Raw genomic sequence first — 16,800 nt, 5'->3', positions numbered from 1 at the left:
AATTGACCATTCGTCCGGCAAAATCAAGTTTTGCGCACGGGTTTCCGCATCGTCACCAGCTCCTCGGACATCGAGGGGTGGACGGCCACGGTGCGGTCGAAATCCTCTTTCGTCGCGCCCATCTTGACCGCGATGCCCGCCATCTGGATCATTTCCCCCGCATGGGGTGCGACGATATGACAGCCCAGGACGACACGCGTCTGGGCGCAGACAACCAGCTTCATCAGCACCCGGTTCTGACGTCCGGCGAACAGGGTCTGCATGGGCCGGAAGGTCGCGACATAGACCTCGATCGGACCCTTGGCCGCCGCGTCCTCCTCAGACAGGCCCACGGTGCCGAATTCCGGCTGGGTGAACACGGCGGACGGCACGAGGTCCCAATCCGCCGTCCGCTTCTGCCCGCCGAACATCGTATCGGCAAAGGCGTGCCCTTCGCGGATGGCGATGGGCGTCAGGGCGATGCGGTCGGTCACGTCGCCCACGGCGAAGACGGAGGGGATGTTGGTCTGGCTGTAATCGTCCACCACCACCTCGCCCTTGCGGCCAAGATGGACGCCCGCCCCCTCCAGCCCCAGGCTGTCGGTGTTGGGCACGCGGCCCGTGGCATACATCACCACGTCGAACAGATCGTCGGATCCGTCGGTCGCGGTGGCGCGGATGGCCGCGCCCTCCCGCTCCAGCCGGACGATGTCGGTGCCGGTGCGCAGGCGCACGCCGTCGGCCTGCATCTGCGTGGCGATATGGGTGCGGCATTCCTGATCGAAGCCGCGCAGGATCTGGTCGCCCCGGTAATACTGGTGCGTCTCCACCCCCAGCCCGTTCAGGATGCAGGCGAATTCCGACGCGATATAGCCGCCGCCGACGATCAGCGCCTTTGTCGGCAGCGCCGACAGATGGAAGATCTCGTTCGAGGTGATGGCGAGGTCCGACCCCTCGAACTCCGGCACGAAGGGGCGACCGCCGACGGCGATCAGGATGTGCCTGGCGGTCAGGCGGGTGCCATCGGCCAGCGCCACGGTATGCGGATCGACCACGGTCGCGCGCTGGTCGAACGTCTGAACCCCCGCATTGCGCAGGGTGTTGCGATAGGCGCCCTCCAGCCGGTTCAGCTCCACCTCCAGGTTGGCATGGAAACGCGTCCAGTCGAAGCCGCGCACCTCCATGTCCCAGCCATAGGCCTGCGCGTCCGCGGCCATTTCGCCGTATTCGCTGGCGAACACCATCAGCTTTTTCGGAACGCAGCCACGGATGACGCAGGTGCCGCCCATGCGGTATTCCTCGGCCAGCGCCACTTTCGCGCCGTGATCGCCCGCCGCGACCCGCGCCGCGCGCACCCCGCCCGAACCGCCGCCGATGACAAAAAGGTCGTAATCGAAAGCCATCGTCATTCTCCCAGATCGGCAAAGATGTTGGCGGAGGAGCGGATGTCGATCAGCCCCACCTCGCGCGCGGGGGCGTCGGGTTCGAACGCCTCCACCCGGCCGTCGGGATGGCCGACGATGACCGTGTCGCAGATGTCGTTGAACAGCCCGTTTTCGACCACGCCCGGGATCTGGTTCAACATCAGCGCCAGCGCGCGGGCGTCGCCGATCCGCTTCAGGTGCAGATCGAGGATCAGGTTGTTTTCATCCGTGCGGAGCGGCTGATCGCCGGCCATCCGCCGTGTGATCTCGTGGCCCAGAACGTCCTGACCGGCCAGCATCTCCTCGATCAGGCGCTGCGTCGCGGTCCAGCCGAACGGGATCACCTCCACCGGCAGGGGGAAGGCGCCCAGCGCCGCCACCCGTTTCGCCGCATCGGCGATCACGACCATCCGGTCCGACGCGGCGGCCACGATCTTTTCCTGCAGCAGCGCCGCGCCGCCGCCCTTGATCAGACCCAGATCGCCGTCGAATTCATCCGCCCCGTCGATGGTCAGGTCCAGCCAGCCCGCCTCCTCCAGCGTGGTGACGGTCAGGCCCAGGCTGCGGGCCAGATCCGCCGTGCGGGTCGATGTGGCGACCCCGGTGACGCGCAGCCCTTCGTCCCGCACCCGCTCGGCCAGACAGCGCACCATCCACGCCGCGGTCGATCCGGTGCCAAGGCCCACCTTCATCCCGTCGCGGATGAAGGTCGTGGCATGACGGGCGGCGGCGAACTTCGCCTTTTCGATGGGGGAGAGTTCGGTGGGCATCAGCGCCTCCTGCGGGAACGGTCGCGCCCCTTATAGGCAAGCGCCCGCCCATCCACAATCAGCGCGGCGCGCGCATCCAGAACCGCAGCATCAGCGCCGCCGCCGCGACCCCCAGCCCCAGAACCAGCCCCGTCCAAAGCCCGTATCCGCCCCAGCCCACATGAAACCCCAAGAGATAGCCGGTGGGCAGCCCCACCACCCAATAGCTGATGATCGCGATGATCATCGGCGTCCGCGTGTCCTTCAGCGCGCGCAACAGGCCCAGCGCGACCGCCTGCATCGCATCCCCGAACTGGAACGCCGCCGCCAGCGCCAGAAGGCCGGTGCCATAGGCGATGATCGCGGCCGTATCGGGCGCGCCGTCGGTCAGGAACAAGCCGATGATCTGCGCGGGCAGGCCAAGATACAGCCCCACCACCGCCACGCCCACCGCGCAGGACAGGCCGATCGCGACCCAGGCCGACACGCGCATCTCCTCCACCAGCCCGGCCCCGTGATAGCGCGCGACGCGGATCGTCGCGGCGGAGGCCAGCCCCAGATGGATCATGTAGGACAAGGCCGCCACCTCCAGCGCGATGCCGTGGGCCGCCAGTTCCACCGTGCCGATCCAGCCCATCATCAAGGCGGTGGCCTGAAACAGGCTCGCCTCGGCCAGACCGGTGAAGCCGATGGGCGCACCAAGACGGGCCACCTGCACCAGCGCGGGCCAGTCGGGGCGCCAGAAACGGCTGAAGAGCTCGAACCGGCGCAGCTCGGGCAGGAACGCGGCATAGATCCCCAGAACCAGCACGTTCAGCGCCTGCACCGCAAGGCTGGCGATGGCCGCGCCCCGCACCCCCATCTCCGGCAGGCCCCAAAGCCCGAAGATCAGGGGAAAGCCGACGGCCACGTTCACCCCCAGCGCGGTCAGCGTGGACCACAGCACGACCTGCGTCCGGCCCAGCGCGGAAAGATAGCTTTTCAGGACCATCACCGTCAGCGCCGCGAACATCCCGAACCCGGAGATGCGCAGATAGTCCTGCGCCAGCGCCGCCACCTGCGGCTCCTGCCCCGCCCACCCCAGCAACGTGCCGGAAAACCAGAAGATCGGCAGCACCGCCACTCCATAGGCGATGGACAGCCACAGCCCCATCCGCGTGTCGCGCCGCACCTGCGCCTCATCCCCCCGCCCCAAGGCCGAGGCGACCATGGGCAACACCGCGTTGGCAAAACCCGCGCCCAGGATGAACGTCACAAAAAACGTGGACGCCCCCAGCACGGTCGCCGCCAGTTCCGGCACGCCGTATCGGCCCATCATCACCGAATTGCTGACATGCAGCGACATCTGCGCAAGGTTGGAACCGATGAGCGGAAGACCCAACGCCAGTGTGGCGCGGATATGGGCGGGAACGGGCAATGACATGGAACACCTCTTGTCCCGCCCTTATGCCCAAATCTTCGCCGTTTTGTGAACAGGGAAACCGTTCCCCTTTCCGTTCCCCGCGAAACATGGTGACCATGCGCGCAGCAATCTCGGGGAGAGGCAAATGCTGACGATCTATGGTGTCTATCGCTCGCGCGCGACGCGGCCCTTGTGGCTGCTTCGCGAAATCGGCGGCACGTTCAATCATGTGCCGGTCATCCAGGCCTATCGTCTGGGCGCCCCGCATGACGCGGATGCGCCCTTCAACACCCAGTCGGAGGAGTTTCTGACCCTGAACCCGCTGGGCCAGATCCCGGTGATGGAGGAGGACGGGCTGATCCTGACCGAATCGCTGGCGATCACCCAGCATATCGCGCAGGTGCGGGGCGGCGATCTGGGCGGGCGCACCCCGGCGGAGGTCGCGCTGATCTGTCAGTGGAGCCTGCTGGCCGCCACCGGCATCGAATCCCCCGCGCTGGAAATCCAGACCGTGCTGGAACAGGGCGGAACCGAGATGGCGGAGGCGCAGGGCGCGCTGGCGATCTCGGCCCAGAAGCTGCGCCGCCCGTTCGCCCGGCTCGAACGGCATCTGGCCACGCATGACTGGCTGGTGGGCGACCGGTTCACCGTGGCCGACATCAACGTGGCCGAATGCACGCGCTATGGTCAGGGGCATCCGACGCTGCTGGCCGAATATCCGGCGGTGGGCGCATGGCTGGCGCGATGCCAGGCGCGGCCCGCGTTCCAGGACATGATGGCCGCACGGGCGGCGGAACCCGCGTAACGTGACAGGGGGCGGCTTGCCCGCCCCCGCCCGGAATGGTCTAATGGCGGTCCAACCCAAGGACCGCCCATGCCCGAAGACTTGCTTTCCCAGACGACCGAGACCTATGACGCCTCCTCGATCGAGGTGTTGGAAGGGCTGGAGCCGGTCCGCAAACGCCCCGGCATGTATATCGGCGGCACGGATGAACGCGCCCTGCACCATCTGGTGGCCGAGGTTCTGGACAACTCCATGGACGAGGCGGTGGCGGGCCACGCCAACCGCATCGAGGTGGAGCTGCATGCCGACCATTCGGTGACGGTGCGCGACAACGGGCGCGGCATTCCGGTCGATCCGCACCCCAAGTTCCCGGACAAGTCGGCGCTGGAGGTGATCCTCTGCACCCTTCATGCGGGGGGCAAGTTCTCCAACAAGGCCTATTCGACCTCGGGGGGCCTCAACGGCGTCGGGTCGTCGGTGGTCAACGCCCTGTCCGACCGGATGCGGGTGGAGGTGGCGCGCAACCGCGAGCTTTACGTGCAGGAGTTTTCGCGCGGGGTGCCGCAGGGGCCGGTGGCCAAGGTCGGCCCCGCCCCGAACCGGCGCGGAACGACCGTGACCTTCCACCCCGACCCCGAGATTTTCGGCCATCTGCTGCTGAAACCCTCACGCCTCTACAAGATGGTGCGCTCCAAGGCCTATCTGTTCTCGGGCGTGGAAATCCGCTGGAAATCCGCGCTGGAGGATGGCGACACGCCGATGGAGGCGACGTTCCAGTATCCCAACGGGCTGGCCGATTACCTGAACGAGACGCTGGAAGGCGTGACGACTTATGCCGCCGCCCCCTTTGCCGGCAAGGTGGTGTTTCAGGAGAAGTTCGGCGTGCCGGGCCGGATCGAATGGGCGATCAACTGGACCCCTTCGCGCGACGGGTCCATCCATTCCTATTGCAACACCGTCCCCACCCCCGAAGGCGGCACGCATGAGGCGGGGTTCTGGGCCGCGATCCTGAAGGGGATCAAGGCCTATGGCGAGCTGGTAAAGAACCGCAAGGCCTCCGACATCACGCGCGAGGATCTGTTGACCGGCGGCGTCGCGCTGATCTCGATCTTCATCCGAGAGCCGTCCTTCGTGGGCCAGACCAAGGACCGGCTTTCGACGGACGAGGCGGCGAAATACGTCGAATCCTCGGTCCGCGACCATTTCGACATGTGGCTGGCCTCCGACAACAAATCGGCGGGGGCGATCCTCGATTTTCTGGTGCTGCGGGCGGAAGAACGGATGCGGCGGCGGGCGGAAAAGGAAACCGCGCGCAAATCCGCCACGAAAAAGCTGCGCCTGCCGGGCAAGCTGACCGACTGCACCGCCAAGAACCGCGCCGGGACCGAGCTGTTCATCGTCGAGGGCGACAGCGCCGGAGGGTCGGCCAAGGGCGCGCGGGACCGCAACACGCAGGCGCTGCTGCCGCTGAAGGGCAAGATCCTGAACGTTCTGGGCGCGGCCAGCGGCAAGCTGAACGACAACGCCGAGATCCGCGACATCTGCGAGGCGCTGGGCGTCGGCATGGGCGCGAAGTTCAACGTCGACGACCTGCGGTATGAAAAGATCATTATTATGACCGACGCCGACGTGGACGGCGCGCATATCGCCTCCCTTCTGATGACGTTCTTCTTCACCCAGATGCGCCCGCTGATCGACCGGGGGCATCTCTATCTGGCCTGCCCGCCGCTCTATCGCCTGACGCAAGGGGCGCGGCGGATGTATGTGGCCGACGACGCGGAGAAGGAGAAGTGGGTGAAGAAGGGCCTTGGCGGCAAGGGCAAGATCGACGTGCAGCGCTTCAAGGGGCTTGGCGAGATGGACGCCAAGGACCTGAAGGAGACGACGATGACCCCCGCCACCCGCAAGCTGATCCGCGTATCGATCGACGAGGATAACGAGGCGGGCGATCTGGTCGAACGCCTGATGGGCAAGAAGCCGGAGCTGCGCTTTCAATACATTCAGGAAAACGCCAAATTCGTCGAGGAACTGGACGTCTGATCTGGCAATTCCGGCGGGGCGGTGCCATCTGAGGGCCATGCCCCGCACCCCCTCCCCCCGCCTGAGCCTGACCGACGACGCCGTCCTGCGCACCCTGCGCCATGTGCCCGACCCCGGCCCCCCGCCCGGCTGGACGCCGCTGACCGACGCCGATTACGACGATCTGACGGCCGATCTGATGCGCGGGCATCAGGGACCGGTCCCGATCTTCGCCTATGGCAGCCTGATCTGGAACCCGGATTTCACGGTTGGCGACATCCGCAAGGCCGTGGCGCATGGTTGGCATCGGTCCTTCTGTCTGGAGATTCGCCAATGGCGTGGATCGGAGGATTGCCCCGGCCTGATGATGGCGCTGGCGCGCGGCGGTTCGGCCACCGGCCTGATCATGGAGATCGCGAAGGGGCACGAGCAGGACAGCCTGCGCGCCCTGCTGAAACGCGAACTGGTGGCAAAGGAACTGGTGGAGAATGTCCGCTGGGTTCAGGTCAAGACCGAACGCGGCGTGGAACGGGCGCTGACCTTCTGGGCGGGGCCGAAGGGCGACATGGTGGTCTCCCTCCCCCCCGAGGAGCAGGCATGGCGGCTGGCGCACGCCTGCGGCCACGGCGGATCAGGGGCGCAATATCTGCACAACACGGTGCGCAAGCTGGAGGAATACGGCCTGCGCGACCGCAACCTGCATCACCTCGAACACCTTGTCGCGACGGAGATTGCGGGCTGGCCCATCGACAAACCGCATCCTGTGGGGCCGGAGACCTGAAAAGCGCCGGAATTTTAGGCGTTTTCGCGCGGCGGTGCCGGAATGGAACGATTTGAATCCGCACCCCCGCGAAAGGGTGGCAGATTGAGGGTGTGGCGCCGGACCAGGTCTCTCCTCCCCCTCCTCCGGCGCCCACGATCACACCAGTTTGCCGCCTTCCATCCGAACCGTCCGGTCCATGCGTTCGGCCAGCGCAAGGTTGTGCGTTGCGATCAACGCCGACAGGCCGGTTTCCCGCACCAGCGTCATCAGCGCATCGAACACCCGGTCCGAGGTGGTGGGGTCGAGGTTGCCGGTGGGTTCGTCCGCCAGCAGCAGCTTCGGTCGGTTCGCCAGCGCCCGGCAGAAGGCCACGCGCTGCTGTTCGCCCCCCGACATGGCGGCGGGGCGATGGTCGCCGCGATGCCCGACGCCGACATGGGCCAGAAGCTCCGCCGCCCGCGCCTCGGCATCCTTGCGCACCACACCGTTCGCCAGTTGCGGCAGGATGATGTTTTCGGCGGCCGTGAATTCCGGCAGCAGGTGGTGGAACTGATAGATGAAGCCGACGTCGCGCCGCCGCGCTTCGGTCCGGGCGCGGTCGGACTTGCCGGCGTAATCCGTGCCGCCGATCAGCACCCGCCCCGCATCCGCCGTATCCAACAGGCCCGCGATGTGCAGAAGCGTGGATTTCCCCGCACCCGACGGGGCGACCAGGGCCACCACCTCGCCCGCGCCGACGGTAAGCGACGCCCCGTCCAGCACCGTGATCGCATTGGGACGGCCGGGGTTGTAGCCCTTTTGCAGCCCGTCCAGAACCAGCATCTCATTCATAGCGCAGCGCCTCCACCGGGTTCATCCGCGCGGCGCGACGGGCGGGAAAGATCGTGATGATGAAGGACAGGCCCAAGGACAGCACCACCGCCGACAGCACATCGTTCACGCGAAGCTGCGCCGGAAGGTGATAGATGCCGCGGATTTCCGGATCCCAGACGCCCCCCCCGCCGACATAGTTCACAAGGCTGAAGATCGGGTCGATATAGATCGCGAACAGACAGCCGAGGATCACCCCCATCGCCGTGCCGACGATCCCCGTCCCCGCGCCGCAGATGAAGAAGATGCGCAGGATCGATCCTTCGGTAAGGCCCATCGTGCGCAGGATGCCGATGTCGCGGCCCTTGTTCTTCACCAGCATGATCAGACCCGACACGATGTTCATCGTGGCGATCAGCACGAGGATGGACAGGATGACGAACATCACGTTGTCCTCCACATCCAGCGCGCGCAGAAAGCTGCCGGCACTGTCACGCCAGGTCCAGAACATCGACCCCGGGGCCGCCGCCTGCATCAGGTCGGGCATCACGCGGTCCACATGCTCGGGGTCCTCCACCATCACCTCGATCTCGTCCGCGAAGCCTTCGCGGTTGAAGAAGCTCTGCGCCTCGGCAAAGGGCATGTAGATGCGGACCTTGTCGATGTCATAGCGGCCCGCGGTGAAGATATACGTCACCTCGTAGGCGTTGACGCGCGGGCTGGTGCCGAAGGCCGTGCGCACCCCGTTGGCCGAGGTCAGGCGGATGCGGTCGCCCACCGTCACGCCAAGGTCGCGGGCCATCTCGCTGCCGATGGCGATGCCCTGACCGTCGCCGAAGCCGTCAAGCGTGCCGATCGCGTCCGCCGCACCGTCGCCGACGCGGGGGATGGCGCGCAGATCGCTTTCGCGGATGCCGAACACATCGCCCAGACCCGACACGTCGTTGGCCGAGGCCATGACCTGCCCCTTCACCAAAGGTGCCGCGCGTGTCACGCCCGGCACCTGCGCCAGCCGTTCGGCCTGCGCGTCGAAATCCTGGATGCCCCGCGTCACCACGCCGTTCTGATCCACCGTTCCGGCGGAATAGACGGTGACGTGGGCGTTGGCGCCCAGGATCGTGTCCACGAATTCGGCCCGAAAGCCCGACCGGACGGCCAGCGTCGCGATCAGGGCGAAGACCGCGAGCGTGATGCCGATCAGGCTGATCCATGTCATGACGGACACGCCGCCTTCGGCCCGACGCGCCCGAAGGTAGCGCCAGGCGATCATCCATTCGAAGGACGCGAAGGGTCTGGTGGCCATGAACGGCTCCTTAAAGGTTGGCGTAGATCTGGGCGACGCGTTCCACGGCGGCCTCGAGCGACACCTCCTCGGATTCGCCCGTGCGGCGGCTGGTCAGTTCGACCTTGCCGTTCGCCAGACCGCGCGGGCCGACCGTAATGCGCCACGGCAGCCCGATCAGGTCCATCGTCGCGAATTTCGCCCCCGCCCGTTCGTCGCGATCGTCATAAAGCGGCTCCAGCCCCTTGGCCACCAGCGCGGCGTAAAGCGCGGAACAGGCGCTGTCGGTCGATCCGTCGCCCTGTTTGAGGTTGACGATGCCCACATGGAACGGGGTCACGCCTTCGGGCCAGATGATGCCCTTGTCATCGTGGTTCGCCTCGATGATCGCGCCCAGAAGGCGGGACACGCCGATCCCGTGCGAGCCCATTTCCACCGGCACGCGGCTGCCGTCCGGGGTGACGACCGTGGCCCCCATCGCCTCGGAATACTTGGTGCCGAAATAGAAGATCTGCCCTACCTCGATCCCGCGGGCCACGCGGCGGCGGTCCTCGGGCACGGCGTCGAACAGGGCGGCGTCGTGGGTTTCGTCCGTGCGGGCGTAAAGCGTCGTGAATTCGCGGCACACATCGGCCACGGCGGCGCGGTCGTCCACGTCGATCTCGCGCGTGCCCAGCTTCAGGTCGGTGACGGCGCTGTCATAGAAGACCTCGCTTTCGCCCGTTTCGGCCAGAACCAGGAATTCATGCGTGTCATCGCCGCCGATGGGCCCGCTGTCGGCGCGCATCGGGATCGCCGTGAGGCCCATGCGTTCATAGGTCCGCAGATAGCTGACCATGTGGCGGTTGTAGGCGTGGATCGCCGCATCGCGGTCCAGATCGAAGTTGTAGCCGTCCTTCATCAGGAACTCGCGCCCGCGCATCACGCCGAAGCGCGGCCGCACCTCGTCGCGGAATTTCCACTGGATCTGATACAGCGTCAGCGGCAGATCCTTGTAGCTGTTCACGTGGGCCCGGAAGATGTCGGTGATCATCTCCTCGTTCGTGGGGCCGAACAGCATCTCGCGGCCCTGACGGTCCTTGATCCGCAGCATCTCCTGCCCGTAATCGTCATACCGGCCGCTTTCGCGCCACAAGTCCGCCGTCTGCATCGTGGGCATCAGAAGCGGGATGTGGCCCACGCGCATCTGCTCCTCATGCACGATCTGCTCGATCCGCTTCAGGACCTTGAAGCCCAAGGGCAGCCAGGAATAAATCCCCGCCGCCTGTTGCTTGATCATCCCCGCCCGCAACATGTAACGGTGGGACACGATCTGCGCGTCGGCAGGGTTTTCCTTCAGGACGGGCAGGAAATAACGGCTCAGACGCATGGGGCCCTCGTTGAATGCGGTTTGTTGCGGTGTAGGGCGTTGCGCGCGGGCAGGCAAGCGCCACGCGCTTTCGCTTGCGCACCGTCGGGTGATGAGCCATCTCTTGCCCACAGGACACGGAGATCCCCATGCGGACGTCGCAATTCAACCAGACCAAGTGGTGGGGCATCGCCGCCGTGGTCTTCCTGATCCTCATGTGGGCGATGGGCGACGTGATCCTGCCGTTTCTGGTGGGGGGGGCCATCGCCTATTTCCTCGACCCCCTGGCCGACCGCCTGCAACGGCTGGGGCTGAGCCGGACCCTGGCCACGACGGTGATCGCGGTGCTGACCCTCATCATCGTGGTGATGCTGTTTCTGGCCGTGATCCCCACGCTGATCGCCCAGTTGACGCAGCTGATCAATTCGGCGCCCGAAATCTTCACGCGGTTGCAGACCTTCGTTCTGGAACGTTTTCCCGACCTGAACGACGAAACCTCCACCATCCGCCAGACGCTGGATTCGCTGGGCCAGACGATCCAGCAACGGGGGGGTGAGATGGCGAACACGCTGATCGCATCGGTCTTCTCGGTCATCAACGCGGTGGTCTTCATGGTCATCGCGCCGGTCGTGGCGTTTTACATGCTTCTGGATTGGGACCGGATGGTGGCCAAGATCGACGCGCTTTTGCCGTTGGAACACGCCCCCACGATCCGCGAACTGGCCAAGGAGATCGACCGCGCCCTGGCGGGCTTCGTGCGCGGGCAGACGCTGGTCTGCGTGATCCTCGGCACCTATTACGCCGTGGCGCTGATGGCGGCGGGGCTGAATTTCGGCGCGATCGTGGGTGCGATCGCGGGGTTCCTGACCTTCATCCCCTATGTCGGCGCGCTGGTCGGGGGCGGTCTGGCGATCGGCCTTGCGCTGTTCCAGTTCTGGGGCGAATGGTGGCACATCCTGATCATCTGGGCGATCTTCCAGTCGGGCCAGTTCGTGGAAGGCAACATCCTGACCCCGCGCCTGGTGGGCAGTTCGGTGGGCCTGCATCCGGTGTGGCTGCTTTTTGCGCTGTCGGCCTTCGGCGCGATGTTCGGTTTCGTGGGTATGCTGGTCGCGGTGCCCGTGGCCGCCGCCCTGGGCGTGCTGACACGGTTCGCCGTATCGCAATACAAGGCCAGCCGCCTGTATCACGGGGTGGACGACCAACCCTACCGGGAAGAGCAGGGGTGAGCCGACAGCTCGCCTTCGACCTGCCCACACGGCCATCGCTTCGGCGGGAGGATCTGTTCATCTCCCCCGCCAACACGCTGGCCGTGGCGGCGCTCGACGGATGGGGGGCCTGGCCACAGAACCGCATGATCCTGGCCGGCCCGCACGGCGCGGGCAAGACGCATCTGGCCCATGTCTGGGCCACGGCGGCGGGGGCGGTTCTGGTGGAATCGGGCGCGCTGCCCGGCGCCGATCTGCGCGCGCTGGCCGAAGAACCCGCCGTCGCACTTGAGGATGCCGACCGTCTGGCGGGCGACCGCGACGCCGAGGTCGCGCTGTTTCACCTGCACAACCTTCTGGCCGAACGGCGCGTGCCCTTCCTTCTGACCGCGCGCACCCCTCCCCGCGACTGGGGCCTGACCCTGCCCGACATTCGCAGCCGGATGCAGGCGGCCCCCCTGGCGCGCCTGGACCCGCCGGACGACGCGCTCTTGTCGGCCGTTCTGGTCAAGCTGTTCGCCGACCGCCAGATCACCGTGGCGCCCACTCTCATCGCCTATCTGGGCCAGCGGATGGACCGCGATCTGGCGACCGCGCGGGCGCTGGTCGCGGCGCTGGATGCGCGATCGCTGGCCGAAGGGCGCCCCATCACGCGACAGATGGCCGCAGAACTGCTGGACGGGGCGGATTTTTGGGCGTCATGATCCTGTCACGACCTATCCTCTACATCCCCAGTGTTCAGACCTAGCCTCTTGCCCGAAGACATCGCATGACAACCGCCGACTTCCTTCGCACGCCCTATGCCCCCCCGATCAGCCTGCCCGGGCCCGAGATTGCCGGCCCCCGCCGCTTCTTCAACCGTGAGATGAGCTGGCTCGGCTTCAACTGGCGCGTGCTGGAGGAGGCGACGAACCCCGCCGTGCCGCTGCTGGAACGGCTACGGTTCCTGTCGATCTGCGATACCAACCTGGACGAATTCTATACCGTGCGCGTGGCGGGCCTGCGCGCGCTGGCGCGGCGGTCCAAGCCCGGCCTGTCCGAGGATGGCCGCTCCCCCGTCGAGCAACTGGCGATGGTCCATGTCGAGGCGCGGCGTCTGATGCGCACGCAGCAGGTGGTCTACAACCGTCTGCGCAAGCAGATGGAGGCGGAGGGCATCCGCCTTCTGACGCGGTCGAAGCTGACGAAACGCGATCTGGTCCATCTGGAGCGGCATTTTCTGGACGCGGTGTTTCCGGTCCTGTCGCCCCTGGCGATCGACCCCGCGCACCCCTTCCCCTTCATTCCCAATACCGGATTCTGCCTGGGGTTGGAAATGGAGCGGGCCTCGGACAGTCGCACGCTTCAGGCGCTTTTGCCGATTCCCGCGCAGGTGGCCCGCTTCGTCGCCCTTCCGGGCCGCGATGGCGAACAACGGTTCCTGCCGCTGGAAGAACTGCTGCTGCTGCATCTGAACGTACTTTTCCCCGGCTATGCCATGCGCGGCCATTGCAGCTTTCGCGTGCTGCGCGACAGCGATCTGGAGGTGGAGGAGGAGGCCGAGGATCTGGTGCGCGAGTTCGAGACCGCGCTGAAACGCCGCCGGCGCGGCGATGTGATCCGCCTGACCATCAGCGCCGGGGCCCCGCCCGAACTGTTCGCGCTGATCAAGGACGAGCTGGACGTCTCGGATCAGGAGGTCATTCAGGTGCGGGGCCTGATCGGCATGGCGGACCTCAAGGAGCTGGTCCTGCCGTCGCGCCCCGATCTGCTGTGGCCGATTTTCAATCCGCGCGTGCCCGAACGGGTGCAGGATTTCGAAGGCGACATGTTCGCGGCGATCCGCCAGAAGGACATGCTTCTGCATCACCCGTATGAAACGTTCGACATGGTCGTCCGCTTCCTGAAACAGGCGGCGACCGATCCCAACGTGCTGGCGATCAAGCAGACGCTCTACCGCACCTCCACCGACAGCCCCATCGTCGCCGCCCTGTGCGAAGCGGCGGAGGCCGGGAAATCCGTGACCGCGCTGGTGGAGCTGAAGGCCCGTTTCGACGAGGCGGCGAACATCCGCCAGTCGCGCCGTCTGGAACGGTCGGGCGCGCATGTCGTCTATGGGTTCATGAACTACAAGACCCATGCCAAGATCTCCACCGTCGTGCGGCGCGAGGGGGATCAACTGGTCACCTACACCCATTACGGCACCGGCAACTATCACCCGATCACCGCCCGCATCTATACCGACCTGTCGTTCTTCACCTGCGACGGGGCGCTGGGGCGCGACGCGACGCGGGTGTTCAACTATCTCTCCGGCTATGTGCAGCCGGAAAAGCTGGAAAACCTCGCCATCTCGCCCATCAGCCTGAAGCCGCGCCTGCTGGAGATGATCGCGGCCGAGGCGGACAACGCGCGTGAAGGGCGCCCGGCGGAGATCTGGGCCAAGATGAACTCGGTCGTGGATCCCGAGGTTATCGACGCGCTTTATTCCGCAAGCCAGGCGGGGGTGAAGATCAGCCTTGTGATCCGCGGCATCTGCGGATTGCGCCCGGGGGTGAAGGGGCTGTCGGAGAATATCCGCGTCAAATCCATCGTCGGACGGTTCCTGGAACACAGCCGGATCGTGTGTTTCGGCAACGGCCATGCCCTGCCCTCGCATCACGCGCGGGTGTTCCTGTCCTCGGCCGACTGGATGGGCCGCAACCTGAACCGGCGGGTGGAGACGCTGGTGGAGGCGAAGAACCCCACCGTGAAGGCGCAGATCGTCGATCAGATCATGGTCGCCAACATGGCGGACGCGGCGCACAGCTGGATCCTTGACGGCACGGGCCGCTACACCCGTCCCGAGGGGGCGGCGGGCGAGACGCTGTTCTCCTGCCACAAGTTCTTCATGGAAAACCCCTCGCTTTCGGGGCGGGGCACGGCGGGCGACAAGGATGTGCCGCGTCTGACAGGCGCTGCAGGCGATTGACCTTGGCCATGCGGGCGGTCAAAGTCGCCGCCCAAGGAGAACCGCATGTCCAAGCCCCCCCCTTTGGCGAAAGCCGATGATGCCACCCTGTTCGGTGCGCCGCTGGTGAACGACCCGCTGGTGCGGGCCCTGCGGCGGGTGGGTGTGGTCGATGTCGGCTCGAACTCCGTCCGGATGGTGGTGTTTGACGGTGCGGCCCGCAGCCCGGCCTATTTCTTCAACGAAAAGGTCATGGCGGGCCTGGGCCTTGGCCTTGCGGAAACCAACCGCCTGAACCCCAAGGGGCGCGCGCGCGCGCTGGCCGCGCTGCGCCGGTTTGCCGCCCTTGCGCGCGGCATGGGCATCGACGACCTGACGGTGGTGGCGACCGCCGCCGTGCGCGAGGCCGAGGACGGCCCCGCCTTCCGCCGACAGGTGGAGGAGGAGACCGGCCTGCACCTGTGGGTGATCGACGGGGACGAGGAGGCGCGCCTGTCCTCGCAGGGGGTGCTGCTGGGCTGGCCGGGGGCACAGGGGATCGTGTGCGACATCGGCGGCAACTCCATGGAGCTGGCGCGAATCGGGGATGGCAAGGTGGGGGTGCGCGGCACCTCCCCCCTGGGGCCGTTCCGGTTGCAGCAGGTGCCGGGCGGTGTCCAGGAACGTCAGCAGCATATCCAGCGCATCCTGATGGATCTGGCCACCCGCATGGCGCCGCAGAACGACCGCATCTTTCTGGTGGGCGGGTCCTGGCGCGTGATCGCCCGCATGGACATGGAGCGGCGCGGCTATCCCCTTCTGGTGCTGCACGAATACCGGATGCAACCGGACGAGGTTCTCAAGACCCTCGACTGGATCGCGGCGTCCGATCCGGCCAAGCTGCGCAGCGCCACCGGCACATCGTCGGAACGGATGGAACTGGTGCCCCTGGCCTGCGAGGTGCTGCGCGAACTGATCCGCATCTTCAAACCGAGCGAGATCGACGTGTCGTCCTATGGCATCCGCGAGGGGCTGCTTTACGAACGGATGCCGCAGAAACTGCGTGAGCGCGATCCGCTGATTGAGGCGGCGCGGGCGACGGAGGCCACCTCGGCCCGCATCCCCGGTTTCGGCAAATCGCTGTTCCGGTTCCTGTCGCCCATATTCGAAACGGCGGGCATGGACCGCCTGCGCCTGATCAAGGCCGCCTGCCTGCTGCATGACACGACATGGCGCGCCCATCCCGATTATCGGGCCGAGCTGTGTTTCGACAATGCGACCCGCGCGAACCTTGGCGGTCTGGACCATCCAGGCCGGGTGTTTCTGGGGCTGGCGCTGCTGCACCGTTACAAGAACAGCCGCAACGGCACGCGGTTCGATCCGCTGTTCAGCCTGCTGCCCGAGGCGGAGGTGCGCGAGGCCGAAGTGCTGGGCAAGGCGATGCGGTTCGGCGCGATGTTCACCATGGACGATCCGTCCGATGCAGGCACGCTGGACTGGGCGCCGAAGAAGCGGGTGCTGACCCTGACGCTGACCCGACAGGGCCACGATCTGTTCGGAGAGGTGGCGCAGGCGCGGTTCAAATCGCTGGTGTCGGCCCTGAAGGCCGAAGGGCAGATCGTCATGCCGCGGGGGGTCGCATGATCCGCCACGCAACGCTGGCCGACGCGCCGCAGGTGCGGGCCATCTGGAACACGATGATCACCGACAGCACGGCCAACTTCTCCGAAATCGAAAAGACGTTGGCCGAGGTCGAGGAGATCCTTCGTGAGCGGCCCCGACAGGGCTACCCCATTTTCGTGGCCGAGGATGAGCGTGGTGTCGTGGGCTTTGCCACATATTTCCAGTTTCGCGCCAATTCCGGCTATCGTTTCACGATGGAAAACACGGTGGCGCTGCTGAGCGAGGCGAAGGGCTGCGGATACGGCCGCGCGCTGATGCAGGCGGTGGAGGATCACGCCCGCAGCGGCGGGGTCCATTCCATGATCGCGGGCGTCAGCGCGAAGAACCCCGAGGGCTTGGCGTTTCACGCGGCCTTGGGCTATGCCACCGTCGCCACCGTGCCGCAATCGGGTCATAAATGGGGCGAGTGGCTCGATCTTGTCCTGATGCAGAAATTTCTCTGAC

At 66.3% G+C, this 16,800-nt stretch carries 14 protein-coding genes; 8 read left to right on the top strand and 6 right to left on the bottom strand.

What is annotated here, in order from left to right:
• Window positions 1-23: 23 nt before the first annotated feature.
• From gor to MU449_RS03325, 3 genes are read right to left on the bottom strand one after another with little or no spacing between them, the layout of a single operon-like run.
• On the bottom strand, window positions 24-1,382 hold the full coding sequence (gene gor, locus MU449_RS03335; protein WP_244736597.1) for a glutathione-disulfide reductase: 1,359 nt from the start codon (window positions 1,380-1,382) through the stop codon (window positions 24-26).
• Between the two features lie 2 nt (window positions 1,383-1,384).
• Window positions 1,385-2,173, bottom strand: a complete 789-nt coding sequence (gene rpiA / locus MU449_RS03330) for a ribose-5-phosphate isomerase RpiA (protein WP_244736596.1) — start codon at window positions 2,171-2,173, stop codon at window positions 1,385-1,387.
• A 58-nt stretch (window positions 2,174-2,231) separates the two neighbouring features.
• A complete protein-coding gene (locus MU449_RS03325) occupies window positions 2,232-3,575 on the bottom strand; it encodes an MATE family efflux transporter (RefSeq protein ID WP_244736595.1) in 1,344 nt (447 codons plus the stop codon).
• 124 nt (window positions 3,576-3,699) lie between these two features.
• Here MU449_RS03325 and MU449_RS03320 point away from each other — a divergent pair, with 124 nt between their 5' ends.
• From MU449_RS03320 to MU449_RS03310, 3 genes are all read left to right on the top strand, one after another.
• Window positions 3,700-4,359 carry a glutathione S-transferase family protein gene (locus tag MU449_RS03320; protein WP_244736594.1) on the top strand — a complete coding sequence of 220 codons (660 nt, stop codon included), beginning with the start codon at window positions 3,700-3,702 and terminating at the stop codon, window positions 4,357-4,359.
• A 69-nt stretch (window positions 4,360-4,428) separates the two neighbouring features.
• Window positions 4,429-6,378, top strand: a complete 1,950-nt coding sequence (gene parE / locus MU449_RS03315) for a DNA topoisomerase IV subunit B (RefSeq protein WP_244736593.1) — start codon at window positions 4,429-4,431, stop codon at window positions 6,376-6,378.
• Window positions 6,379-6,415: 37 nt separating this feature from the next.
• The gene (locus MU449_RS03310; RefSeq protein ID WP_244736592.1) at window positions 6,416-7,138 is read left to right on the top strand and encodes a gamma-glutamylcyclotransferase; all 723 of its coding nucleotides are present in this window, start codon (window positions 6,416-6,418) and stop codon (window positions 7,136-7,138) included.
• Between the two features lie 138 nt (window positions 7,139-7,276).
• Here the strand turns inward: MU449_RS03310 and MU449_RS03305 are convergent, their stop codons facing one another.
• The 3 genes from MU449_RS03305 to proS are packed head-to-tail and all read right to left on the bottom strand — an operon-like array spanning window position 7,277 to window position 10,581.
• On the bottom strand, window positions 7,277-7,951 hold the full coding sequence (locus MU449_RS03305; protein WP_244736591.1) for an ABC transporter ATP-binding protein: 675 nt from the start codon (window positions 7,949-7,951) through the stop codon (window positions 7,277-7,279).
• Window positions 7,944-9,233 carry a lipoprotein-releasing ABC transporter permease subunit gene (locus MU449_RS03300; RefSeq protein ID WP_244736590.1) on the bottom strand — a complete coding sequence of 430 codons (1,290 nt, stop codon included), beginning with the start codon at window positions 9,231-9,233 and terminating at the stop codon, window positions 7,944-7,946. The genes MU449_RS03305 and MU449_RS03300 overlap by 8 nt, the downstream gene beginning before the upstream one ends.
• Window positions 9,234-9,243: 10 nt before the next feature.
• The gene (gene proS, locus MU449_RS03295; RefSeq protein WP_244736589.1) at window positions 9,244-10,581 is read right to left on the bottom strand and encodes a proline--tRNA ligase; all 1,338 of its coding nucleotides are present in this window, start codon (window positions 10,579-10,581) and stop codon (window positions 9,244-9,246) included.
• Window positions 10,582-10,709: 128 nt separating this feature from the next.
• Between proS and MU449_RS03290 the strand changes: the two genes are divergently transcribed.
• The 5 genes from MU449_RS03290 to MU449_RS03270 all read left to right on the top strand — a co-directional run bounded on the left by MU449_RS03290 (window position 10,710) and on the right by MU449_RS03270 (window position 16,799).
• On the top strand, window positions 10,710-11,789 hold the full coding sequence (locus MU449_RS03290) for an AI-2E family transporter (RefSeq protein WP_244736588.1): 1,080 nt from the start codon (window positions 10,710-10,712) through the stop codon (window positions 11,787-11,789).
• Window positions 11,786-12,472: a P-loop NTPase family protein gene (locus MU449_RS03285; protein ID WP_244736587.1), complete on the top strand. Its 687-nt coding sequence runs from the start codon at window positions 11,786-11,788 to the stop codon at window positions 12,470-12,472. The genes MU449_RS03290 and MU449_RS03285 overlap by 4 nt, the downstream gene beginning before the upstream one ends.
• A gap of 65 nt (window positions 12,473-12,537) precedes the next feature.
• Window positions 12,538-14,715 carry an RNA degradosome polyphosphate kinase gene (locus tag MU449_RS03280; protein ID WP_244736586.1) on the top strand — a complete coding sequence of 726 codons (2,178 nt, stop codon included), beginning with the start codon at window positions 12,538-12,540 and terminating at the stop codon, window positions 14,713-14,715.
• 45 nt (window positions 14,716-14,760) lie between these two features.
• Complete coding sequence (locus MU449_RS03275) at window positions 14,761-16,317, top strand: Ppx/GppA family phosphatase (protein ID WP_244736585.1); 1,557 nt, start codon at window positions 14,761-14,763, stop codon at window positions 16,315-16,317.
• Complete coding sequence (locus MU449_RS03270) at window positions 16,314-16,799, top strand: GNAT family N-acetyltransferase (RefSeq protein WP_244736584.1); 486 nt, start codon at window positions 16,314-16,316, stop codon at window positions 16,797-16,799. The genes MU449_RS03275 and MU449_RS03270 overlap by 4 nt, the downstream gene beginning before the upstream one ends.
• Window position 16,800 lies beyond the last annotated feature (1 nt).

The organism is Falsirhodobacter halotolerans (genome assembly GCF_022899245.1).
Classification (GTDB): Bacteria; Pseudomonadota; Alphaproteobacteria; order Rhodobacterales; family Rhodobacteraceae; genus Falsirhodobacter; species Falsirhodobacter halotolerans.
The sequence above is the reverse complement of the archived record's forward strand: the minus strand, read 5'-3'. Positions and strand labels throughout refer to the sequence as shown.